We start from the raw sequence: 21,772 nt of genomic DNA, 5'->3' as shown, positions 1-21,772 counted from the left end.
CCACGTTTGTCCCGGCTTTCGGCGGGAACGGGTCCGCAATGACGAAACCTCGTGTGGTGATCGTGGGGGCCGGGTTCGCCGGTTACCACGCGGCGAAGACGTTGAGCCGGCTGGCCGGCAACCGCGCCGAGATCGTGGTGCTGAACTCGACCGACTATTTCCTCTATCTGCCGCTGCTGCCCGAGGTGGCGGCCGGCGTGGTCGAGCCGACCCGGATCTCGGTGCCGCTCACCGGCACGCTGCACGGGGTCCGGGTGGTGATCGGTGAGGCCGACGAGGTGGACCTGCAGAACCGGTGGGTCGGCTTCACCCAGCCGGAGGGGGACCGCAACCGGCTCGCGTACGACCGGCTGATCCTCGCCGTCGGCAGCGTCAACAAGCTGCTGCCGATCCCCGGCGTGACCGAGTACGCCCACGGCTTCCGGGGCCTGCCCGAGGCGCTCTACCTGCACGACCACGTGGTCCGCCAGATCGAGCTGGCTGAGCAGGCCGAGGACCCGGCGGAGCAGCAGGCCCGGTCCACCTTCGTGGTGGTGGGCGCCGGCTACACCGGGACCGAGGTGGCCGCGCACGGGCAGCTCTTCACCGACGCGCTGCACGCCCAACGGCCCCGGCTCACCGTGCGCCCCCGGTGGATGCTGCTCGACGTGGCGCCCCGGGTGCTGCCCGAGCTGGACAAGCGGATGTCGGACACCGCGCACCGGGTGCTCGAACGACGCGGCGTGGACGTGCGGATGGGCACGTCGGTCGCCGAGGCCACCGCGGACGGCGTCAAGCTCACCGACGGTGAGTTCGTCCCGACCTGCTCGCTGGTCTGGTGCGTCGGGGTCCGCCCCGACCCGTTCGTGGCCGAGCTGGGCCTGCGCACCGAGCGGGGCCGGCTGGTGGTCGACGAGTACCTGAATGTGCCCGGCTTCCCGGAGGTGTACGCCTGCGGCGACGCGGCGGCGGTGCCCGACGTAACCCGCCCCGGGCAGGTCTGTGCGATGACCGCGCAGCACGCCCAGCGGCAGGGCAAGCTGGCCGCGCACAACATCGCCGCCTCCTACGGCAAGGGCCGCCGGCGGCCGTACAAGCACCACGACCTGGGCTGGGTGGTCGACCTCGGTGGCAAGGACGCGGCGGCGAACCCGCTACAGCTCAACCTGGCCGGCCTGCCGGCGAAGGCGGTCACCCGCGGCTACCACCTGCTGGCCATGCCGGGCAACCGGGCGCGGGTCAGCGCCGACTGGGTGCTCGACGCGACCCTGCCCCGCCCCGCGGTGCAGCTCGGCCTGGTCCCGGCGAACGCGGTGCCCCTGGAGAGCACCACCCCCGAGGTCGTCGTCCGGGGTCGCTGAGCGAGCGCACCGCGCAACGGTACGGGTGGCCGAGCGGCCACCCGTTTCCGTGCCGTCAGGCGGGCGGCGGGGGACGGCGGATCGGGGCGTACTCGCGCAGCAGGATCTGCACGATGCCCGCGGCCGGGATGGCCAGCAGCGCCCCGACCAGGCCGGCCAGATTGGCCGCGAGCAGCACGCTGACCAGCACGGTCAGCGGGTTGAGTCGGACCGCCCGGGCCAGGATGATCGGCTGGAGCACGTGGTTCTCGAACTGCTGGTAGACCACGAAGAAGACCAGCACCACGATGCCGGCGGTCGGCGAGTGCAGGAACCCGGCCCCGGCCGCGATGACCGCGCCGAGGGTCGCGCCGACCAGGGGGATGAGGTCGGCGATCGCGACCAGCAGGGCGATCACCGCGGCGAACGGCACCCCGGTCACCAGCAGCACCAGGAAGGTCAGCAGGCCGCAGATGACGCTGATCAGCAAGTTGCCGGTGAGGTAGCCGGTGACCGTGCGGGAGATCTCCCGGCCGATCCGCCGCCACCGCTGCGCCCGGGCCTCCCCACCCGCGGCCAGCACCGTGCCGGTGATCCGCGGCGACTCCAGCACCATCAGGTACGCCAGCACGATCACCGTCACCAGGCCGGCGACGCCTTCCACCACACCGCGCAGCACCCCGACCGCCGGAGTGCGCAGCCGCTCGCCGTACTGGCGGAGCTGGTCGGAGTGGTTGGCCAGGTAGTCCCGCAGCCCGACCCGGTCGAGCAGCCGCCCCACCGGGCCGCGCCCGGCTCTGGCGTCGCGCAGCAGCTCCGGGGCGCGCTCGGCAAACCGGCTCAGCTCGTCGACGAGCGGCGCGATGATCACCGCGGCGAGCGCCGCGAGCACGATGAAGGTGGCCACGAAGACCAGCAGCGTGGCCAGCGCACGGTGCCGGACCCGCCACCGTTGCAGCCGGTCGACGAGGGGCTTGAGCGCGACGGCGAAGAACGCCGCGACGACGATCCAGACCAGCACCCGGCGGGTGGCGTACACCAGGGCCAGCGCGAGCACGGTCGCCAACGCCAGCCCGATGACGATCAGCGTCCGGCGGGCCGTCGTCCGGTCGTCGGCGTTGCTCATCCGCCGCGGCTACCCGCGCGGCGGCCCCGGAAACCCGTCGGCGTCGGTGGCCGGCCGGGCGCCGGCCACGAAGTCGTCCAGCGCCTTTCCGTGCAGCACCCCGCCGGGCACCCGGTCGCGGGCGGCGGCCGTCGCCAGCCGCGCCACCGGCAACCGGTCCGGGCGGCGCGCGGCGGCAAGCACCACGTTGCCGTACCGCCGACCGCGCAGCATCCGCCGGTCGGCGACCAGGCAGACGTCGGCGAAGACCGCGCGCAGGGTGGCCACCTGCACCCGGGTGGTCACCAGCGGCGGCAGGTCGGTGAGGTTGACCAGGTGGATGCCGTCCGGCCGCAGCGTGCGGGCCACCTCGGCGGCGAACTCGACGGTGCGGACGTGACCGGGCATCCGGGCCGCCCGGTAGATGTCGGCGAGCACCAGGTCGTAAAGGCCCGATGGGGCGGTGGTGACCGCCGCGCGGGCGTCGGCGGCCTCGACGCGTACCTCGGGCGGGAGGGCCGGCAGCTCCCGGCGGACCAGCTCGACCACCGCCTCGTCCCGCTCGACGACCAGTTGTGCCGAGCCCGGCCGGGTCGCGGCCAGGTAGCGGGGCAGGGTCAGCGCGCCGCCGCCCAGGTGCAGCGCGGAGAGCGGGGTGCCCCCGGTCGCCGCCAGATCGGCCACCGCGGCCATCCGCCGCACATACTCGAAGTGCAGGTAGCGGGGGTCAACGATGTCCACGTAGGACTGTTCGACGCCGCCGGCGAGCAGCAGCCGCCCGGTCCGCCGTGCCGGGTCGGTGATCAGCTCAAGCCGGTCGGCGGCGGATTCCATGGCGGGCACGGTAGCCGGTCACCGGCGGGGCGCCGGTGGTGGGACCGGCGGGCCGAACGGGCGGCCCACCGGTCCCGCGCCGTCAGCCGCCGGCCATCCCGGCGCCGGCCTCGTCGATCGCGGCGTCGATCCGCCGGGCGAGATCGAGGTCGAGCGCGGTGACCGCGTCGGCCTGCCGGGACCGTACGGTCAGCACGGCCGCGGTCGGGCCGGGCCGGCCGATCGTCGGCACCCGGCCGGTCTCCTGCCGGAGCTGCTCGATGCGGTCCAGCACCCGGTCGAGGTTGTCCGGGGGCAGCGCGATGACCCGGTACAGCTGGGTGTTGTCGCCGGACCAGTAGGGCATGTCGTCGAGTGCCGCCGCCAGTTCCGCCTCGGTGAGCGGAGGCGTCGAGGTGCTCGCGCCGACCACACCGCCGCCGACGGCCGGCGGTTGCAGCAACTCGCGCAGACCGTCCGGGACGTGCAGCGACTCGATCAGGTCGCCGTCGGCCTCGGCGAGCGCCGCGAGCGTCGCCTCGACCTGGTAGCGGGCCTGCTCCGGGGTGTTGCCGCTGATCCGGCCGACCTCGGCCAGGAAGCCGGGCAGATCATGCCGGCGCTCGATGCCGTCGATCGGCACCACGTCGTGCAGCGACTGGGGCACCGCCGAGAGCAGCCTGCGGCGGGCACCCTCGTCCAGCGCGAACGCGAGGACCAGCACGGTAGCCTCGGCGCCCACCTTGGCCGTCGGGAAGTCGACGCCGGAGCGGCGCCGGACGTCCTCGACGAGGTCCTGATAGCCCATCGACTCGGTTCCGCCCGCATTCACCCCGGGTGCCAGTTGCGGCCGGGGATTCGCCGGTGTGCCGGTCTGCGGCGGGGACGGTCCGCCCCGCGCCGGGTCGGGCTTGTGCCGGCTGCCGGCCGGCGGCGGCCCGGCGCGCTTGCCCCGGTCAAGGTGGGTGAGCTGCTTGGAGGCGCTCAGGCTGACGCCCGTCTCGCTGGGTTGGCGGCCCTGTTCGCGGGCCTGCCGCGCGAGCGCTCGGCGGCGTTGGTTGTCGCCCTCCATCTGCTTGCGCATGGTGACACCCCTTCCGCTGGGGATCCGTGGTTCCGCTGGTCGCCTTCCCGGCGCCGCCGGGAAGGTAACGGGCGCCGCCGCCCGGGCCCGGTGCGCCGGGCCGGCGGCTTCATCCGGCGCGGGTGAGGGGCGCTCACCCGTCCGGCCCGCACGATCAGGTCAGGACCGGAGTTCTTCCGAGGTACGCGGAAGGAAGGTCGACATGAAGCGGATCGTCGAGATCGTCCCGGCCCGGCCGGGTTGGTACGCCCGCTGGCGCCTCACGCCCGAGGCCACCCGCTGCTACGCGGTGAGCCTCTGGGCACTGCTGGAGGAGGCAGACGGCACCGGCCGGGAGGTGATCGGCGTCGACTGCATCGGCCAGTGGCCCGGAGCGGACGACAACGAGGCCGGTGGGGAGTTCGTCCGTTATCTGTTCCAGACGCCGGATTCCGGGCCACCCGAGGACGCCGAGCCACCGTTGTCGGCCACCGAGCGGCGCGACGACGGGCCGCGACTGCAGCCGGTCACCGCGCAGTAGACCCCGTTCCGGCCCCCGACCCCTGGTCCCAGGGTCGGGGGCCACCCGCCTTACCGGGCTCGGCCCGGTGGTCAGCCGGTGGCCCGCAGGTCGCCGTCGGACGCCCGCGCCACGCCCAGCAGCTCGGCGAGGCCGGTGCGGTCCAGCAGCTGCTGGAGCTGTGGGCTGACCCCGGTCAGCCGGATCGGGCTGGTGCCGGCGCGGTGCGCCACGAGGAACGCACTCAGCCCGGAGGAGTCGCAGAGGCCGACCTGGCTCAGGTCGATCACCAGCTGCTGGCAGCCCTCCTGGCGCAGCTCGGCGGCGGCCGAGATGAGCTGCGGCGCGGTGTCGAAGTCGAGGTCACCGGTGAGCGTGAGCCGGGCGGTTGCGGCGTCGAGCCGGCTCACCTCGGTGGTCAACAACTGCGCGGGCATCGCCCCATGTTCGCAGTCCTGGGCCGTACCGCAAAAGGGGGCGGCTCGAAGCGGCCGGGGGCGGTCAGGCGGTGGCGGCCGGCCGGTGCGGCGCTGCCCGGGTCTGCGTAGCGGGCCGGGCGAGCAGGCCCGTGACGCCGGTCAGGTCGAGGATCGCGGCCAGGAAGCGGGGGACTTCGCGCAGTTCGATGCTGGTGCCTACGTCCTGGCCCGTGCGCCAGGCGTAGACGATCACGGCGAGGCCGGTGCTGTCGATGAAGAGCAGCTCGGCGAAGTCCAGGACGATCACCGGCGGGGCGTCGGCGAGGACGCGCCCGATCTCCTCGCGCAGCGGGGCGGTGGTGGCATAGGCCAGGTCGCCGCCGACCCGGATCAGCGGCGCCTGCGGATCCGACCGGTCGACGGAGAAGCTCAGCGGTGCCGACTCGGGTGTCCGCCCGTCGAATGTCACACTCACGCCTCTCCGCAGGCTGCCTGTCTGCCCGGATCGTAACAATCCCGGACGGCCGCCGCCCGGTGGCAGACGGCCGGCCCGCACGGCGGTGGGGTGGCGGTTCGGGTGCACCCGCGTAGGGTGGACCGTGGGATTTGACCGTGAACGCCGGTTCCCGGCGGGCTGCGCGACGACGAGGAGTGGGGCTTAGCTGGTGACTGCTGCCGACGTCAGGGGCTTCGACCCGGGCGACGGACGGACCGTCACGCCGAGTGGCGTACGAGCATCGGCGCGGACGCCAGTGTCCGGCCGTCCCCCACGTGTGCTGCCGCCGCTGGCCCCCGACCGGCCACTCGCCGCCGAGTGGTCCGAGGTCGTCGAGCACTTCCGGGAGGGTCTGATCGTCTGCGACGCCGACGGCGTCGTACGGCAGGTCAGCCCGGTGGCCGAACGCCTGCTGCCGGAGGTCGTGCCCGGTGTCCCGCTCGCCGCGGCCGGCCTGCTCGGCCTGGTCGGTGAACCCGATCCCGCCGGCTTCGCGCACCGGTCCCGTCGGCTGAAGGCCCGCCAGGTGCCGCTCTCCGGTGGCCGCTGCTGCTGGTACGTCGAGGACGTCACGGAGAGCGTGAGCCGCGCGGACGCCCTGCTCGCCGAGCGCGCCCGCTCGGCCTTCCTGGCCGTGGTGGGGGAGAAGCTCGGCAACCCGCTGCACCCGGATCGCGCCTCGGCGGCGGTGGTCCGCCTCGCCGTGCCCACCCTGGCCGACGTGGCGGTGCTGGTGCTCGCCCCACGCGCCGGCCGGGCCCGTTGGTGGCGGGCCTCCCGCGCCGACGACGAGACGCCGGTGGTGGACAGCGGCGTGCTGGCCGGGCCCGACCTGCCCGCGGCGATCGCGGACGGGCTGGCCGGGGTCGAACCGCACGCGGTCGACTGGCTGGTCGAGCAGGCGGCCGAGGCCGGCTGGCTGCCCGGCCTGGCGGCTCCCGAGGCCGACGCCCGGGTGGTGCCGCTGCCCGGCACGGACGCCCCGGCCGGAATGCTGCTGGTTGCCCGCCGGGCCTCCCGCTGGTACGACGAGGCCGACGTCGACCTGCTCCGGGCGTTCGCGTCCCGGGGCGGCGCCGCGTTGGCCACCGCGCTGCTCTACCGCGACCAGGCCGAGGTCGCCGACACGCTGCAGGCCAGCCTGCTCCCGGTGGAGCCGGCCGAGGCCGCCGGTGTGCAGTGGGGCACCGCCTACCGGCCCGCCCAGGCGGGGCTGCGCATCGGCGGCGACTTCTACGGCTCGCACCGGCTGCCCGACGGCGGCTCGGTCTTCTTCCTCGGTGACGTCTCCGGCAAGGGGGTGGAGGCGGCCGTCTTCACCGGCCAGCTGCGGCAGTGCCTGCAGGCGCTGCACCGGGTCGAGTCGCAGCCGAGCCGGTTGCTCGGTCTGCTCAACGACGCCTTGCTGGAGACGACCCAGGCGCACGGGCAGGGCCGCTTCGCCACTCTGGTGCTCGGGGTGGTCCGCCTGCACCGCGACGGCGGACTGACCCTCACCATGGCCGGCGGTGGGCACCTGCCGCCGCTGGTGCTGCGCGGCACCGGCGAGGTCGAGACGGTGCCGCTGCGCGGGATGCTGATCGGGGTGGTCCCGGATCCCCGGATCGGCGAGGTGACCGTACGGCTGGCGCCCGGCGAGACGTGCCTGCTCTACAGCGACGGCGTCACCGAGGCCCGCGGCGGTCGCCACGGTGACGAGCAGTTCGGCCCGGAGCGGCTGGTCAACACGCTCGCCGGCTGTCACCGCATGCCGGCGCCCGCCCTGGCCGAGCGGATCGAGCAGGTCACCTGCGACTGGCTGGGCCACGGTGACCACGACGACATCGCGGTGCTGGCGTTGCGCGCGCTCGGCCCGGCCGGCCGGGCGTCCCGCCACCTGCACTCGGTGCCCCCTACCGGCGGGCCGGACGCGGTGGAGGAGAGTCGACCGTGAGCGCACCGGCGACCGAGGCGGGCCCGGCCCACGCCTACCCCGGCTACCTCGACAGCCTCGCCGAGGCCGACGAGTACGCCGCGATCGAGCTGGCGCTGGGTCTGCTGGAGCGCGGCGTGCCCGCCGAGCGCGTACTGCTGGATCTGGTGGCGCCCGCGCAGGCCGAGGTGGGGGAGCGCTGGGCGCGTAATGAGTGGAGCGTCGCCCAGGAGCATGCCGCGACCCACATCAGCGAGCGGGTGGTGGCCGCCGTCGCCGGGCACGCCAACCCGCGGCCGACGCGCGGCCGGATCGTGGTGGCGTGCATGGACGGTGAGTGGCACGCCCTCCCGCCCCGGCTGGTCGCCGAGGTGCTCCGGCTGCGCGGCTGGCAGGTCACCTTCCTCGGGGCCAGCGTCCCGGCCGCGCACCTGGTGTCTTATCTGCACCGGTACGACGCGCACGCGGTCGCGCTGGCCTGTGCGCTGCCGATGCGCGTGCCGCACGCGCATCGGATGATCGAGGCGTGTCGTCGCTCCGACGTGCCGGTGGTGGTCGGCGGCCGGGGTTTCGGCGTCGACGGCCGCTGGGCCCGCCGGCTCGGGGTGGCGTGGGCCCCGGACGCTCCGGCGGCCGCCGACCTGATCGCCGACGAGCCGGCGCTGCGGCGCGTCCCACCGGCCCAGCTGTCCCACCTGGCCGACGACGAGTACCCGAGTCTGGTCCGGCGGCGTGCCGAGCTGATTGACGGCGCGCTGGCCGACCTGCGCGACCGGGTGCCGGCCACCCGGTCCTACACTCCGGCGCAGCTCGACTCGACGGTCAGCGACCTCGGTTACATCGTGGACTTCCTGGGCGCGGCGCTCTATGTGGACGACGCCTCGCTCTTCACCGAGTTCGTCGAGTGGCTGGTCGCCATCCTGACCCATCGTGGGGTGCCGGCCGCCGCGATCGGGCTGACCCTGGGGCACTACGGCCGGGTGCTGCGTGACTATCCGCGTGCGGCCGGTTACCTGGGGCGGAGCAGGGCTCTGCTGGGCGCGGCGGACGTCTGACGCGGCGGTGAGCCCGCCGCCCGCCCTGCTTATACTTGCTCCACTGCAAACGTCCTGACTGGGGGAGCGAGGGGAGCACGGTGACGTTCACCGTCACGTACGCCGACCGCGACGGCGGCGGCACCTGCCTGCGCCTCACCGGGGAGCTGGACATGAGCACCGCGCCGGAGCTCAACGCCGCGATCGACCGGCTCACCGCGGCCGGCGAGCGCCACCTGCTGGTGGACCTCAGCGAGTTGAGCTTCTGCGACTCCACCGGTATCGCCGCCTTCGTCCGGGGGGACAACCAGGCCGCCGCCGACGGCGGGTGGCTGCGGGTGACCGGGGCCAGTGGCCGGGTGGAGCGGGTGCTCCGCCTCACCGGTCTCGCCGAGGTGTTGAGCTACGAACCGGACAACACCGACCCGGCCTCGCAGATCGTCCCGTGATGGGCTAGATTTCCCCGCCAGCACGTGACCGCGTAGTCCCGTTCCCGCCGACCCGAGGCAGGTAGCTCATGGGCGCAGACAGCCCGAACCCGGTCCGCATTCTCGTGGTGGACGACGACCCGGGCGACGTGCTCATGATCGAGGAGGCGCTCGGGGAATCCGACGTCGACAAGGTCATCGACGTGGTGAGCGACGGCGAGGAGGCGATGGAGTTCCTCCGCCGCGAGGGGCGCCACGCCGACGCGGTCCGGCCCGACGTGATCCTGCTCGACCTGAACATGCCGCGCAAGGACGGGCGGCAGGTGCTCGGCGAGGTCAAGCAGGACGAGGACCTGCGTACCATCCCGATCGTCGTGCTGACCACCTCGAACGCCGACACCGACATCGTGGGCAGTTACACGCTGCAGGCCAACGCGTACGTCACCAAGCCGATCGACCTGGACGACTTCAACGACGTGGTGCACCGGATCGACGAATTCTTCGGCCGGGTGGTCGTGCTTCCCAAGCGCTCCTGAGCCGTCTGCCGGCCGCGGGCGGCATTGTCCACGTCACCGCGCCGGTGGCGGTCGTTCGGCGCGCACGGACGCGCTAGCCGCCCGGATGCTGAACATTTTTCCCGAACCTCCGCGGAACCGCACCCAGCGGTCGAGGATCCAGGTGGGGAAGAATTACCAGCTGCCTGGGGGCGAGAGTATGAGGTTCTCCGTCGTTGAGATCGGCTACGACCAGCGGCAGGTCGATTCCTGCCTGGACGAGCTGGGAGTCCGGTTGACCCGGCTCGCGGCGCTGGCGGAGGGCGTCGCGGGCGCTGCGGGCGCCGGTCGGGAGTGGGACCGGATCCGACAGGAGGCGGGCGGGCTCTGCGGTCTGCTGCGCCGGCTCGACCTGGACGACGCGGCGGTGGTGGGTCGCAACGCGGGTGGCATCGAGCGGGAGGCGACCGAGATCCTGGCCCGGGCACGGATCGAGCTGGACGCGGCCCGCGAGGAGGCCCGGCAACTCCGCGAGCAGGCGTACGCCGAGGCGGTGCAGGCGCGCCGGGACTTCGAGGCGGCGCTGTACGCCCGCCGGCGGCGTGAGGAGCGGGCGGACGAGGTCCTCAGCGGGGTGACCGTCGAGCCGGTGCCCGCCGACACGCCCACGGCGGCGGCCGGTACGAGCGGTGTGCCCGCGACCCGGGTGGCCGGCGGCGGGCCGGCGGTGGAGCCGCCGGGTGGGCGCGACGGGGCCCGGGTGCGCTGATCCCCACGACCCGTCGACTCAGGTGAGCGCCTCCACCACGGTGGTGGCCCGCTCCTCGTGCTGGGCGTACGCGTCGGGGAACGCGGAGACCTGCACGGACTGGGCCGCCATCGTCAGGCTCATGTCCTGCCAGCCGGGGATCTTGAGCAGCGCGAGGTAGAAGGCCTCCGCCGCGAACGCGGGGCGCATCAGCTCGGCCACGGTGCCCCAGCCGCTGCTGGGCCGCTGCTGGAAGAGCCCGACGGAATCGTGGTCCCAGCCGATGGCCTGGTGCGGGTAGTCCTGCGACTCGGGCAGCACGCCGCTGGCGTAGTTCAGCAGGGTGCTCTCCTGCATCGCCGTGGCGACCGCGATGATCAAGCCCTGCTTGGGCACGTCGAGCTTGCGGCCGACGTCGACGATCACCTTCGCGTTGTCCATCTGCACCTGGGTGAGCCCGGCGACCGGTCGGGGCCGGCTCGGCTTCTTCGGCTTCTTCGGCGCCTTCCGGGTGACCGTGGGGCTGGGCTTCACGGTGGGGCTGGGACTGGCACTGGGACTGGCCGGGGTGGGGGACGCGGTGCGTTCCAGCGACCGCGAGGCGCGCTCGTCGGCCAGCGCGGCCCGGTCCGCCACCGCCTGGGCCAGCGGCGCGCCCTGGTCGCCGGTCCCGGCCCGGGTGGCGGCGTATCCGGCGAAGCCGAGGCAGCAGGTGACGCCGGTGGCGAGGGCTACCCGCACGGGGGTCGACGTCAGCAGCGCCCGGGGGCCGCGCCGCTGCGGCTCCGCGACACGATGCCGGCCGATCGTCCGTTCGGTGGATGCGGGGTCGGCGGGACGGTTCGCCTGGTCGGCAGCGGGCAGGTTCTGGTCGGAGGGGTCGTCGGGATGCACTCGCCGAGGCTAGAAAGTCGATGCCGTCTTGCCATCCGCCTGGTTGGTGGCATGCGTCACAATTCGCCGCGATCGGGGGTGTAATCGCCCCCAGCGTTCAACGAAGGTGACTAACCGCTCAGAACGGGTATTACGGTTATTACCGAAACGTCAGCCTGAGCGGGACAGATGGGTGATCTTGGTCGAGTGGTACGTCGCTTCACCGCTCCTCCCCTGAACGGACGAGGGCGTGTTCGTCCGTACGGTCGATCAGGGGCTGGGTCGGGCGGGCCACGCCGCAGCCGGGGACGCCTGCTGGCCGCAGCGGCGGTGCTGCTCGCCGCGGTGCTGGCCGGGCATCGTGCGGTGCCCAACGTCCACGGGCTGGGCAGTCTGCTGGACAGCGTGACCCCGCTGCTCGGAATCGGCGTGCCGCTGCTCGCCCTGGCCGCGCTGCTGCGCCGCTCGCGCCTCGCGCTGATCGCGGTGCTGCTGCCCGCCACCGTCTGGGCGGCGCTCTACGCCGGCGCCTGGCTGCGGCCGAGCTCGGCGGGCGGCAGCACCGGCCTGCGGGTCGCCAGCCAGAACCTGCGCGCCGGCAACCCGGACCCGGCGGCCACCGTGCGCGCGCTCGCCGCGGTCCGCGCCGAGCTGATCGCCCTGCAGGAGGTCGCCGACGACGAGCGGGTGACCGGCGCGCTGCGCGAGAGCCACCCGCACCGGGCGGCCGTCTCCACGGTGGCGCTCTACAGCCGCTACCCCATCCGGGAGCGGGCCGGGGTGGACACCGGCCTGGGCTGGACCCGGGCGTTGCGCGCCGTGGTCGCCACTCCGAGCGGCGACCTCGCGGTCTACGTGGTCCACCTCGGCTCGGCGCGGGCCGGCGACACCGCCGTGCGGGACCAGACGGTCGCAGAGCTGGCCGCCCGGGTGCGCGCGGACCCGGCCCCGCGCCTGGTCGTCCTCGGCGACCTGAACACGGCGAGCACCGACCGGGTCTTCGCGCCGCTGGCCCGGCTGCTCGCCGACGCGCAGGCCGAGGCCGGCCGGGGCCTCGGGTTCACCTGGCCCGCCCGGGTCCCGGTGACCCGCCCGGACCACGTGCTCTACCGGGGGCTCACGGCGACCTCGGCGGGGGTGCTGCGTACCCCGGCCAGCGACCACCGGGCGGTGACCGCGAGCTTCCGCTGGTGACGGGAACCGCCGTCGGCGCCGGCGGTACGGCTCAGTGCCGACCGTTCTCCGCCGGCGTGACGGTCAGCCGGTGCCGGCTGTTGTCACCACTGGAGAAGGGCCAGAGCCGGTCGGCGTACTCGCACAGCTCAGCCAGCTGCTGCCGGCTCAGCCCCGCCGAGGCGATCGAGGCGTGCACATCCGCCCGGTACCGGCCGTCATCGTCGCGCCCGAGCTTCGCCTCGGCCCGTACCTGGACCGTGTGCGACTCGTCGGTGATCTCGCCGGCCGCCTCGACGGCCGCGTGGTGCAGGCAGGACGCGAACGCCGCGGCGAGCAGCTGTTCGGGTCGCAGCCCGGTGCAGTGCGCCGCCAGCGGGGACGCCAGCGCGGTGGAGAGCCCCCCGTCGTCGGTGCGTACGTGTCCGCCCTCAGCGGTCGCGGCGGCCTCGTGCAGCCAGGAACTCGGATCCGGCATCGCGTTCCTCCCGTCCTCACCGGCCCGGCTACCCGGCCCCCGCCCGGTGAAACCGGCCCCGGCGGCGGGTCAGCGCTCGGTGGCCGCCACCGACCAGTCGGCCATCGGTGCGGCCGCGGTGGCCTCGGTCGCGGCCCGCTCGGTCCACGCGGACACCGGCGCCCGGCGCGGTCGGGGGGTCGCCGGCAGGTGCATCGGCACGTACACCCGGGCGTCCACCGCCTCGGCCAGCAGCAGCGCGGCGATCAGGCTGGTCGGCCGCTCGGCCGGCTCGTCGGCCAGGCAGCGGGCGCACAGCTCGACCACCTCCGGCGGCAGCCCGTCGATCTCGGGCAGCGGCTGCGGCGGCTGCCGTCGGCGCGCGACGAGCAGTTCGCTGGCGGACTCCGCCGGATAGGGCAGCCGCCCGGTCAGGCAGTAGTAGAGCAGCACGCCGAGGGCGTACATGTCGGCCGCCGGCGAGGCGGGCGCCCGGTCGAGCTGCTCCGGGGCCAGGTACGCCGGGGTGCCCACCACGATTCCGTCCGGCGCGCAGTCCGCGGCCCCGGTGGCGGTGGCGATGCCGAAGTCGAGCACCTTGACCCCGGCCGGGGTGAGGATGACGTTCGCCGGCTTGACGTCACGGTGCACGATCCCGTGGGCGTGCGCGGCGGCCAGCGCCGCGCAGACCTCCGCGCAGACCCGCACCGCGATCCGCCAGTCCAGCGGCCCACCGCGCAGGTGCGCGGCGAGCGTCTCCCCCTCGGCCAGTTCCATCACGATGTACGGCATCCGGCGATCGGGCAGGGTCGCGCAGGTGCCGAAGTCGTGCACGCTGGCCACGTTCGGGTGCACGAGCCGGGCAGCCGAGCGGGCCTCGGTGCGGATGCGCTCGACCGAGGTGTCCTGGCCGTCCTGACCGGGGGAGAGCAGCTTCACCGCGACCGGCCGGTCCAGCACCACGTCGTGGGCGCGCCACACCTCGGACATCCCACCCACGCCGATGCGCTGTTCGAGCTGGTACCGCCCGTCCAGCGTGCGCATCTGCCGGCTCCTCGTCCTCGTCGTGCCCGCCCATCCCCCTTGGGACGTCTGAGGTCGTCGGTACCCGGCCTCCGATCAGGGCAAACCGCCTTGATCATCAGCCGCGGTCGGGGACGCGGTGCCGGCGCTGCGGCCGTACGGCGGGTGCGGTAACTTGCGAGCCAGGGTCGACCTCACCGAGGGTGTCGGCCTGAACACTGAGGGGAGCGGCGATGAGCGTGACCGTACGGTTCGTCGGCGGGCCGGCCCACGACCTGGTCCGGGAGCTGCCCGCCGGGCCGGACGGCGCACCGCCGCCGCGCTGGATCATGCGGCACCCACGGGGCGGTGGCGGGCCGGTCGAGGGCGGCCCGGACCACCTCTACGAACGCGAGACCTCCGACGGCAGCGGCACCTGGACGATGCGCTTCGTGCGCACCGACCCGCTCGGCGTCTCCGAGTAGGCCCACCCTTGCCGTCGCACAGCGGGCACACAGGTTCCGCAGGGGCGAGACACAGAAATCCCGCCCACGATGGGGACATGGTCATGGACACGCAGAGCCGCATCGAGCTGCGCCGCCCCGACGGCGCGCCGGTCCGGGTGCTGGTGGTCGACGACGAACCGACGCTCACCGACCTGCTGACGATGGCGCTGCGCTACGAGGGCTGGCAGGTGCGCAGCGCCGGCAACGGGATGGCGGCGCTGAGCACGGCGCGGCAGTTCCAGCCCGACGCGGTGGTGCTCGACGTGATGCTGCCCGACCTCGACGGCTTCCAGGTGCTGCGCCGGCTGCGCGAGCAGGCGCCCACCGTCCCGGTGCTCTTCCTGACCGCCCGCGACGCGGTGGAGGAGCGGATCGCCGGGCTGACCGTGGGCGGCGACGACTACGTGACCAAGCCGTTCAGCCTCGAGGAGGTGATCGCCCGGCTGCGGGCGCTGCTGCGCCGTTCCGGGTTCGCGGTCGCCGCGCGGGAGGAGGCGGTGCTCACCGTCGGCGACCTCAGCCTCGACGAGGACAGCCACGAGGTACGCCGCGGCGGGAAGTTGGTCACCCTCACCGCCACCGAGTTCGAGCTGCTGCGTTACCTGATGCGCAACCCGCGCCGGGTGCTCAGCAAGGCACAGATCCTCGACCGGGTCTGGAACTACGACTTCGGCGGCCAGGCCAACGTGGTCGAGCTCTACATCTCGTACCTGCGCAAGAAGATCGACGCCGGCCGGGAGCCGATGATCCACACGCTGCGCGGCGCGGGGTATGTCCTCAAACCGGCCGAGTGACGCCCGGCCGCGCGCCGGCGCGCTGCGCCGCCGGCTGGCCGGTTGGTCGTTGCGTACCCGGCTGGTGCTCGCTCTGGTCGCCCTGCTGGCGCTGGTCAGCGTGGCGATCGGTGGGCTCACCACGGTGGCGCTGCGGCACTTCCTGATCGACCGGGTCGACGCCCAGTTGGCCCCCACGGCGATGGGTCGCGGCGACCGTCCGTGGCGCGCGCCGCCGGACGGGCGCGTGGAGATCCCACCCGGACTGCCACCCGGGTCGGTGGTCGCCGTCATCACCGGCGGTCAGGTGACCGCCGCCCGGACCCAGACCGGCAACCTTCCCGGTGGTGAGGCGATCGCGGTCGGCGAGGTCTCGGCGTTGACCCGACTGCCGGTCGGCGGCGCCCCGCGCACAGTGGACCTGGGTCAGCGCGGCGACTACCGCGCGGTGGCCCGGCAGTGGCCCAGCGGCCGGGTCCAGGTCGTCGCGCTGCCGCTGGCCGACGTGCAGGAGACGGTCTGGTGGATGGTCGCCGCGCAGGCCGCGGTGGCCGCCGCCGGTCTGCTCGTCGCCGGCGGTCTCGGCGCGTTGATCGTCCGGGCCACCCTGCGTCCGCTGCGTCGGGTCGCCGCCACCGCCGGCCGGGTCAGCGAGCTGACGCTCGACCGGGGCGAGGTGGCCCTCTCCGAACGGGTGCCCGAGCCGGACACCGACCCGCGTACCGAGGTGGGCCAGGTCGGTGCCGCGTTGAACCGGATGCTCGGGCACGTCGCCGCCGCCCTCGCCGCCCGGCAGGCCAGCGAGACGCGGGTCCGCCAGTTCGTCGCCGACGCCAGCCACGAGCTGCGTACGCCGCTCGCGGCGATCCGGGGGTACGCCGAGGTGGCCCGCCGGGGCCGCGACCGGGTGCCGCCGGACGTCGCGCATGCGCTGCGCCGGGTCGAGTCGGCGAGCACCCGGATGACCAGCCTCGTCGACGACCTGCTGCTGCTGGCCCGGCTCGACTCCGGCCGGCCCCTCGCCGTCGAGCCGGTGGACCTCTCCGCCCTGGTGGTGGACGCGGTCAGCGACGCGCACGTGGCCGGCCCCGACCACCGCTGGCAGTTGGACCTGCCGGACGTGGTGATCCTGGTGCCCGGCGACGCCGCCCGGTTGCACCAGGTGCTGGCGAACCTGTTGGCCAACGCCCGGGTGCACACTCCGCCGGGCACCACCGTCACCGTCACCCTGCGCGCCGCGCCGGACGCCGCCGTGCTCAGCGTCGCCGACGACGGGCCGGGCGTGCCGCCGGAGCTGCAACCGGAGGTCTTCGAACGGTTCGCCCGGGCCGACAGCTCGCGCTCGCGCGAGCACGGCAGCACCGGCCTGGGCCTGGCCATCGTGGCGGCAGTGGTGGAGGCGCACCACGGCGCGGTGGCCCTCGACAGCCGGCCCGGCCGGACGGTGTTCACCGTGCGGCTGCCGAATCCCACAGCAGGCGCATAGAGGGCGCGTTCCCACAGCCGGCGCGTTTCCACAGCAGGCGCATAGCCGGCGCACGGGGGTTGGCCAGGCCGGCCGCCGAGGCTTGCCGGCATGGACCGAACAGAGACCCTGCTGACCGTGCCCGCCGGTGCGCCACCGCAGACCACCAGCCCGGACGACGCACCGCCGCCCGGAGCGGCGCGGCCGAGCCGGACCTGGAGCCGGCCGGCCCTGGCGGTGCTGCTACTCGCCACCGGATTGCTCTACCTGTGGGGCCTGAGCGCCTCCGGCTGGGCCAACTCCTTCTACGCCGCGGCGGTGCAGGCCGGCTCGGTGAGCTGGAAGGCGTTCTTCTACGGCTCGTCGGACGCGGCGAACTCGATCACCGTCGACAAGACCCCGGCTTCGCTCTGGCTGATGGCCCTCTCGGTACGCGTCTTCGGGTTGAACAGCTGGGCAATGCTCATCCCGCAGGCGCTCTGCGGGGTCGCCTCGGTCGGCGTGCTCTACGCGGCGGTGAAGCGCTGGTACGGCCCGGCCGCCGGGCTGCTCGCCGGTGCGGTGCTCGCGGTCACCCCGGTGGCCACCCTGATGTTCCGCTTCAACAACCCGGACGCGCTGCTGGTGCTGCTGCTGGTGGCCGGCGCGTACGCCACCGTCCGGGCGGTGGAGACGGCCAGCACCCGCTGGATCGTGCTCGCCGGCGCGCTGGTGGGCCTGGGCTTCCTCACCAAGATGCTGCAGGCGTTCCTGCTGGTGCCGGTCTTCGCCGGTGGTTACCTGCTGGCCGCGCCGACCGGCCTGTGGCGGCGGATCCGTGACCTGCTGCTGGCCGGGCTCGCCCTGGTGGCGGCCGCCGGCTGGTGGGTGGCGATCGTCGAGCTGGTGCCGGCGAGCGCCCGGCCGTACATCGGCGGCTCGCAGACCAACAGCATCCTGGAGCTGACCCTCGGCTACAACGGTCTCGGCCGGATCACCGGCGACGAGGTCGGCAGCGTCGGCGGGGGCGGCGGCCGGGCCGGCGGCGGTGGACCGTTCGAGGGACAGACCGGCTGGCTGCGGATGTTCGGCGGCGAGGTCGGCGGTCAGATCTCCTGGCTGTTGCCGGCCGTGCTGATCCTGCTCGTCGCCGGCCTGCTGCTGGCCGGCCGGGCCCCGCGTACCGACCGGACCCGGGCCGGGCTGGTGCTCTGGGGCGGCTGGCTGGTGGTTACCGGCCTGATCTTCAGCTTCATGTCCGGCATCTTCCACGCGTACTACACGGTGGCGCTCGCCCCGGCGGTGGGTGCGCTGTTCGGCATCGGGGTCACCCTGCTCTGGCGGCGGCGCTCGGCGGTCGGCGGTGCGCGGTGGTGGGCGCCGGCGGCCACCGCGACGCTGGCCGGCACGCTGGCTCTGACCGCCTGGTGGGCGTGGGTGCTGCTCGGTCGCAGCCCGCAGTGGCATCCGTGGCTGCGGACCGCCGTGCTGGTGGCCGGCCTGACCGTGGCGGTGCTGCTGCTCCTGGTCGACCGGCTGCCGCGCCGGGCCACGCCGGTGCTGCTCGCGTTCGGCGCCGCCGTGGCGCTCGCTGGGCCGGTGGCGTACTCGGTGCAGACCGCGGCCACGCCACACACCGGCTCGATCCCCTCCGCCGGCCCGTTCGTGGCGGGCGGTCGCGGCGGCGGCTTCCCCGGCGGCCGGCCGCCGGGCGGCCTGGAGGGCCCGGGCGGCGCAGCCTTGCCCGCCGGGCAGAACGGCGCCGGCGTGCCCGCCGGGCAGAACGGCGGCGGCCGGAACGGCGGTCAGGACGGCGGACCCGGCTTCCCGGGCGGGCCGGGCCAGCCCGCCGGTGACGGCACCGGCGGACCGGGCGGTCAGCGTCCGGGCGGCGGGCAGAACGCCGGCCAGTTCCCCGGCGGGGGACCGGCGGCCCGGGGTGGGGGCATGGGTGGGCTGCTGGACGCCCGGGAGCCCAGCGCGGCGCTGCGCGCGCTACTGGAACGCGACAGCGACCGGTACACCTGGGTCGCCGCCACGGTCGGGTCGAACAACGCCTCCGGCTACCAGCTCGCCACCGGGGATCCGGTGCTGCCGATCGGCGGGTTCAACGGCAGCGACCCGTCGCCGACGCTGGCCCAGTTCCAGCGGTACGTGGCCGACGGCGAGATCCACTACTTCGTCGGCGGCGGCGGGTTCCGGGCCAACGGCGGCAGCTCCGCGTCGGGCGAGATCGCCGCCTGGGTCGCCGCGAGCTTCCCGGCGCAGACCGTCGACGGGGTCACGGTCTACGACCTGAGCGGCGGGGCGAAGGGATGAGCATGACGAACTCCACCGAAGCGTGGACCAGCCCGCAGACCCGGCAGAGCACGCCGGCCGCGGTGCTGGACGTGGTGATCCCGGTCCACGACGAGCAGACCGACCTCGGCCCGTGCGTACGGCGGCTGCACGCCCACCTGAGCGCGCACGTCCCGTACCCGTTCCAGATCACCATCGCCGACAACGCCAGCACCGACGCCACCCTCGCGGTGGCCGAGGCGCTCGCCGCCGAGCTGCCCTCGGTCCGGGTGCTGCACCTGAACGCCAAGGGGCGCGGGCGGGCGTTGCGGACCGCCTGGTCGGCGTCGGCCGCGCCGGTGCTCGCGTACATGGACGTGGACCTCTCCACCGACCTGGCGGCACTGCTGCCGCTGGTCGCCCCGCTCATCTCCGGCCACTCCGACCTGGCGATCGGCACCCGACTGGCGCGGACCTCCCGGGTGGTCCGTGGCGCCAAGCGGGAGGTGATCTCCCGGGCGTACAACCTGCTGCTGCGCGGCACCCTGGCGGTCCGGTTCTCCGACGCGCAGTGCGGCTTCAAGGCGATCCGCGCCGACGTGGCGCGCGGCCTGCTGCCGCTGGTGCGGGACACCGGTTGGTTTTTCGACACCGAGCTGCTGGTGCTCGCCCAGCGGGCCGGCCTGCGGATCCACGAGGTGCCGGTGGACTGGGTGGACGACCCGGACAGCCGGGTGGACATCGTCGCCACCGCCTACGCCGACCTGCGGGGCATCGGGCGACTGGGTCGGGCGCTGCTGACCGGCGCGCTGCCCCTGGTGGAGCTGCGCGAGCAGTTGGGCCGGGCGCCGCTGGCCGCACCGCCGGCGCGGGTGCCGGTCGGGCTGCCCCGGCAGCTGGTCCGGTTCGCCGCCGTCGGGGTGGCCAGCACACTGGCGTACCTGCTGCTCTTCGTGGCCACCCGGGGCGCCCTCGGCGCCCAGCCGGCGAACCTGCTGGCGCTGCTACTCACCGCGGTCGCCAACACCGCGGCCAACCGGCGGCTGACCTTCGGCATCAGCGGCCGCCGCGACGCCGGCCGGCACCACCTCCAGGGGCTGCTCGCCTTCGCCCTCGGACTGGCCCTGACCAGCGGCGCGTTGGCCGGGCTGCACGTGGTCACCGCCGCGCCCGGCCGTCCGCTGGAGCTGGCGGTGCTGGTGGTGGCGAACCTGGCGGCGACGGTGCTGCGGTTCGTCCTGCTCCGCCTCGGCATGCACCACCGGCGCAACTGAGTCCCCGGCGGTCAGGGGCCCAGCACCTCGGCGAGGACCTCGACGACGCGCCGCGCGTGGCGCCCGTCGGGGTCCTCGTCGGCGTTCAGGTCCGCCACGCTCATGCCGAGCAGCCGGCCGGCGCGGGCCAGCGGCGTGACCAGCGCGACCAGGTCGGGCCAGCGCAGCCCGTCGGGCTCCGGGTAGGTGACCGCCGGCAGGTCGCGCGGGTCGACCGCGTCCAGGTCGAGGTGCAGCCAGGCCGGGCCGTCGCCACCGTCGGCCAGCTCCACGCCGACCGCGCCCGGACCGCGCCGGAGCAGCTCGGCGGCGGGCAGCTGGTGGATCCGCGGGTCGACCCGGGCCGCCTCGACCCGGCTGGTCTCCTCGGTGGACGGGCGGTGCCCGAGCAGGTGGACCCGGGCGGGGTCGACCAACGCGCCGTCGACGCCCACCGCCACGGCCGGGCCGTGCCCGGTGACCACGCTGAGGTCCATGTCGGCGCCCTCGCCGGTCTCGGAGGTCGTCCCGTCGAGGAAGTCCGGGTGACCGTCGACGAACCACAGCTCGCTGTCCGGCGGCAGGGCGAGGCAGATGCCCGGGAGGATCGCGCAGTCGCCACCCAGCACCAGCGGCCGCCGGCCCGCGGCGAGCAGCTCGCCGACCCGGGCGGCGATCGCCGCGCCGGCCCGGCGCGCCGCGGCGGCGCCGATCAGGCCGCTGGCCGGATCGCGGGTGGGGTCGCCGACCATTGCGTCGATCTGGCCGCCGTCGTCGGCTGGCAGGGCGGCGAGCAGCCCGGCTCGGCGCAGCGCCGCCGGCGCCCGCTGCTCGCCCCGGCCCGCGCCGGACGAGTCCAGCGGCGCGTCCACCACCACCCAGCGCACACCGGCAGGCTACCGGTGCCCCTAGCGGCGGCGCGGGGGTTCGGTGTCGTCTGCGGCGCCGCCGGCGTGGCAGGCTGGTCGGCATGTACCGGGAGCGCCCGGCCGGCGTCGCCGGCGCCGTGCTGTGGACCAGCACCAATCCGGGCGGCGAACGGGTCAGCCGGGTGCTGCCGGACGGCTGCGTGGACCTGATCTGGTCCAGCCTGGCCGGGCTGCTGGTGGCCGGCCCGGACCGGACCGCGTTCGTGAGCGTAAGCGCCCGGGGGGAGCGGTGGGTGGGGCTGCGGCTGCCGCCGGGCGTCGGCCCCGCCGTGTTCGGTGTGCCCGCCGACGAGCTGCGGGACGCCCGGGTGCCGCTCGCCGCGCTGTGGGGCGACCAGGCGGTGGCCGACCTGGCCGAGCGGGTCGCCGCCGACCCGACGGCCGTGCTGCCGGCGCTCGCCGCCGCCCGGCTGCGGGCCGCCGGCGGGCCGGATCGGCTCGGGGCCCGGGTCGCCGCCGCCGCGGCCGCCGGGGTGCCGGTCGCCGCCATCGCCGCCGAGGTCGACCTGGACCCGCGCGCCCTGCACCGCCGCAGCCGGCGCCTCTTCGGGTACGGCCCCAAGACGCTCACCCGGATCCTGCGGATGCGCCGGGCGCTGGACCTGGCCCGCACCGGCGTGCCGCTGGCCGAGGTGGCCGCCGCGTGCGGCTACGCCGACCAGGCGCACCTCACCCGGGACGTGCGGGACCTGGCCGGCGTCCCGCCGACCGCCCTGCTGGCGGGCTGAGCGGGG

At 74.9% G+C, this 21,772-nt stretch carries 23 protein-coding genes; 14 read left to right on the top strand and 9 right to left on the bottom strand.

The window, feature by feature from the left end:
- Positions 1-38 precede the first annotated feature (38 nt).
- A complete protein-coding gene (locus tag ACIBBA_RS13865) occupies positions 39-1,340 on the top strand; it encodes an NAD(P)/FAD-dependent oxidoreductase (RefSeq protein ID WP_396697028.1) in 1,302 nt (433 codons plus the stop codon).
- A gap of 55 nt (positions 1,341-1,395) precedes the next feature.
- Here ACIBBA_RS13865 and ACIBBA_RS13860 read toward each other — a convergent pair whose 3' ends face one another.
- From ACIBBA_RS13860 to ACIBBA_RS13850, 3 genes are all read right to left on the bottom strand, one after another.
- Complete coding sequence (locus ACIBBA_RS13860) at positions 1,396-2,445, bottom strand: AI-2E family transporter (RefSeq protein WP_396697026.1); 1,050 nt, start codon at positions 2,443-2,445, stop codon at positions 1,396-1,398.
- A 9-nt stretch (positions 2,446-2,454) separates the two neighbouring features.
- Complete coding sequence (locus tag ACIBBA_RS13855) at positions 2,455-3,258, bottom strand: spermidine synthase (RefSeq protein WP_396697024.1); 804 nt, start codon at positions 3,256-3,258, stop codon at positions 2,455-2,457.
- 82 nt (positions 3,259-3,340) lie between these two features.
- Positions 3,341-4,321: a DUF2267 domain-containing protein gene (locus ACIBBA_RS13850; protein WP_396697022.1), complete on the bottom strand. Its 981-nt coding sequence runs from the start codon at positions 4,319-4,321 to the stop codon at positions 3,341-3,343.
- A 202-nt stretch (positions 4,322-4,523) separates the two neighbouring features.
- Here ACIBBA_RS13850 and ACIBBA_RS13845 point away from each other — a divergent pair, with 202 nt between their 5' ends.
- Positions 4,524-4,841: a hypothetical protein gene (locus ACIBBA_RS13845; protein WP_396697020.1), complete on the top strand. Its 318-nt coding sequence runs from the start codon at positions 4,524-4,526 to the stop codon at positions 4,839-4,841.
- A 71-nt stretch (positions 4,842-4,912) separates the two neighbouring features.
- On the opposite strand, the gene ACIBBA_RS13840 is transcribed toward ACIBBA_RS13845, so the two are convergent.
- Together ACIBBA_RS13840 and ACIBBA_RS13835 are read right to left on the bottom strand one after the other, a co-directional pair.
- Entirely contained in the window at positions 4,913-5,257 is a 345-nt protein-coding gene (locus tag ACIBBA_RS13840) for an STAS domain-containing protein (RefSeq protein ID WP_396697018.1), read from the bottom strand.
- A 64-nt stretch (positions 5,258-5,321) separates the two neighbouring features.
- Positions 5,322-5,714, bottom strand: a complete 393-nt coding sequence (locus ACIBBA_RS13835; RefSeq protein WP_396697016.1) for an STAS domain-containing protein — start codon at positions 5,712-5,714, stop codon at positions 5,322-5,324.
- Between the two features lie 190 nt (positions 5,715-5,904).
- On the opposite strand from ACIBBA_RS13835, the gene ACIBBA_RS13830 reads away from it, so the two are divergent.
- The 5 genes from ACIBBA_RS13830 to ACIBBA_RS13810 all read left to right on the top strand — a co-directional run bounded on the left by ACIBBA_RS13830 (position 5,905) and on the right by ACIBBA_RS13810 (position 10,372).
- Entirely contained in the window at positions 5,905-7,668 is a 1,764-nt protein-coding gene (locus ACIBBA_RS13830; RefSeq protein WP_396697014.1) for a SpoIIE family protein phosphatase, read from the top strand.
- The gene (locus ACIBBA_RS13825) at positions 7,665-8,702 is read left to right on the top strand and encodes a B12-binding domain-containing protein (RefSeq protein ID WP_396697012.1); all 1,038 of its coding nucleotides are present in this window, start codon (positions 7,665-7,667) and stop codon (positions 8,700-8,702) included. Before ACIBBA_RS13830 ends, ACIBBA_RS13825 begins: the two co-directional genes overlap by 4 nt.
- Positions 8,703-8,782: 80 nt before the next feature.
- Positions 8,783-9,130: an STAS domain-containing protein gene (locus ACIBBA_RS13820; RefSeq protein WP_396697010.1), complete on the top strand. Its 348-nt coding sequence runs from the start codon at positions 8,783-8,785 to the stop codon at positions 9,128-9,130.
- A gap of 68 nt (positions 9,131-9,198) precedes the next feature.
- Complete coding sequence (locus tag ACIBBA_RS13815; RefSeq protein ID WP_350876674.1) at positions 9,199-9,645, top strand: response regulator; 447 nt, start codon at positions 9,199-9,201, stop codon at positions 9,643-9,645.
- A gap of 178 nt (positions 9,646-9,823) precedes the next feature.
- Positions 9,824-10,372 (top strand): ATPase, encoded by a 549-nt coding sequence (locus ACIBBA_RS13810; protein ID WP_396697008.1) that lies wholly within the window; start codon positions 9,824-9,826, stop codon positions 10,370-10,372.
- An 18-nt stretch (positions 10,373-10,390) separates the two neighbouring features.
- Here ACIBBA_RS13810 and ACIBBA_RS13805 read toward each other — a convergent pair whose 3' ends face one another.
- The gene (locus ACIBBA_RS13805) at positions 10,391-11,245 is read right to left on the bottom strand and encodes a hypothetical protein (RefSeq protein ID WP_396697006.1); all 855 of its coding nucleotides are present in this window, start codon (positions 11,243-11,245) and stop codon (positions 10,391-10,393) included.
- Positions 11,246-11,554: 309 nt separating this feature from the next.
- Here ACIBBA_RS13805 and ACIBBA_RS13800 point away from each other — a divergent pair, with 309 nt between their 5' ends.
- Positions 11,555-12,418: an endonuclease/exonuclease/phosphatase family protein gene (locus tag ACIBBA_RS13800; RefSeq protein ID WP_396697004.1), complete on the top strand. Its 864-nt coding sequence runs from the start codon at positions 11,555-11,557 to the stop codon at positions 12,416-12,418.
- 31 nt (positions 12,419-12,449) lie between these two features.
- Here the strand turns inward: ACIBBA_RS13800 and ACIBBA_RS13795 are convergent, their stop codons facing one another.
- On the bottom strand, positions 12,450-12,875 hold the full coding sequence (locus tag ACIBBA_RS13795) for an OsmC family protein (RefSeq protein ID WP_350876666.1): 426 nt from the start codon (positions 12,873-12,875) through the stop codon (positions 12,450-12,452).
- Positions 12,876-12,944: 69 nt separating this feature from the next.
- On the bottom strand, positions 12,945-13,898 hold the full coding sequence (locus ACIBBA_RS13790) for a serine/threonine-protein kinase (protein ID WP_396697002.1): 954 nt from the start codon (positions 13,896-13,898) through the stop codon (positions 12,945-12,947).
- 212 nt (positions 13,899-14,110) lie between these two features.
- Here ACIBBA_RS13790 and ACIBBA_RS13785 point away from each other — a divergent pair, with 212 nt between their 5' ends.
- The 5 genes from ACIBBA_RS13785 (at position 14,111) to ACIBBA_RS13765 (ending at position 20,130) form a co-directional block, all read left to right on the top strand.
- The gene (locus tag ACIBBA_RS13785) at positions 14,111-14,341 is read left to right on the top strand and encodes a hypothetical protein (protein ID WP_350876662.1); all 231 of its coding nucleotides are present in this window, start codon (positions 14,111-14,113) and stop codon (positions 14,339-14,341) included.
- 77 nt (positions 14,342-14,418) lie between these two features.
- Positions 14,419-15,156, top strand: a complete 738-nt coding sequence (locus ACIBBA_RS13780; RefSeq protein WP_396697000.1) for a response regulator transcription factor — start codon at positions 14,419-14,421, stop codon at positions 15,154-15,156.
- Positions 15,134-16,621, top strand: coding sequence for an ATP-binding protein (locus ACIBBA_RS13775; protein ID WP_396696998.1), 1,488 nt, complete (start codon positions 15,134-15,136; stop codon positions 16,619-16,621). Before ACIBBA_RS13780 ends, ACIBBA_RS13775 begins: the two co-directional genes overlap by 23 nt.
- 90 nt (positions 16,622-16,711) lie before the next feature.
- On the top strand, positions 16,712-18,898 hold the full coding sequence (locus ACIBBA_RS13770) for a glycosyltransferase family 39 protein (protein WP_396696996.1): 2,187 nt from the start codon (positions 16,712-16,714) through the stop codon (positions 18,896-18,898).
- 2 nt (positions 18,899-18,900) lie between these two features.
- Positions 18,901-20,130 (top strand): glycosyltransferase, encoded by a 1,230-nt coding sequence (locus ACIBBA_RS13765; RefSeq protein ID WP_396696994.1) that lies wholly within the window; start codon positions 18,901-18,903, stop codon positions 20,128-20,130.
- Between the two features lie 11 nt (positions 20,131-20,141).
- Here the strand turns inward: ACIBBA_RS13765 and ACIBBA_RS13760 are convergent, their stop codons facing one another.
- Positions 20,142-20,996 (bottom strand): arginase family protein, encoded by an 855-nt coding sequence (locus ACIBBA_RS13760; protein WP_396696992.1) that lies wholly within the window; start codon positions 20,994-20,996, stop codon positions 20,142-20,144.
- 83 nt (positions 20,997-21,079) lie between these two features.
- Here ACIBBA_RS13760 and ACIBBA_RS13755 point away from each other — a divergent pair, with 83 nt between their 5' ends.
- Positions 21,080-21,766 carry a helix-turn-helix domain-containing protein gene (locus ACIBBA_RS13755; RefSeq protein WP_396696990.1) on the top strand — a complete coding sequence of 229 codons (687 nt, stop codon included), beginning with the start codon at positions 21,080-21,082 and terminating at the stop codon, positions 21,764-21,766.
- The last annotated feature ends 6 nt before the right edge of the window (positions 21,767-21,772 follow it).

Origin of the sequence: Micromonospora sp. NPDC051006 (assembly GCF_044456245.1) — a bacterium.
GTDB lineage: Bacteria > Actinomycetota > Actinomycetes > Mycobacteriales > Micromonosporaceae > Micromonospora.
Note: the sequence above shows the minus strand (reverse complement) of the source record. Positions and strands in the feature narration are given on the sequence as shown.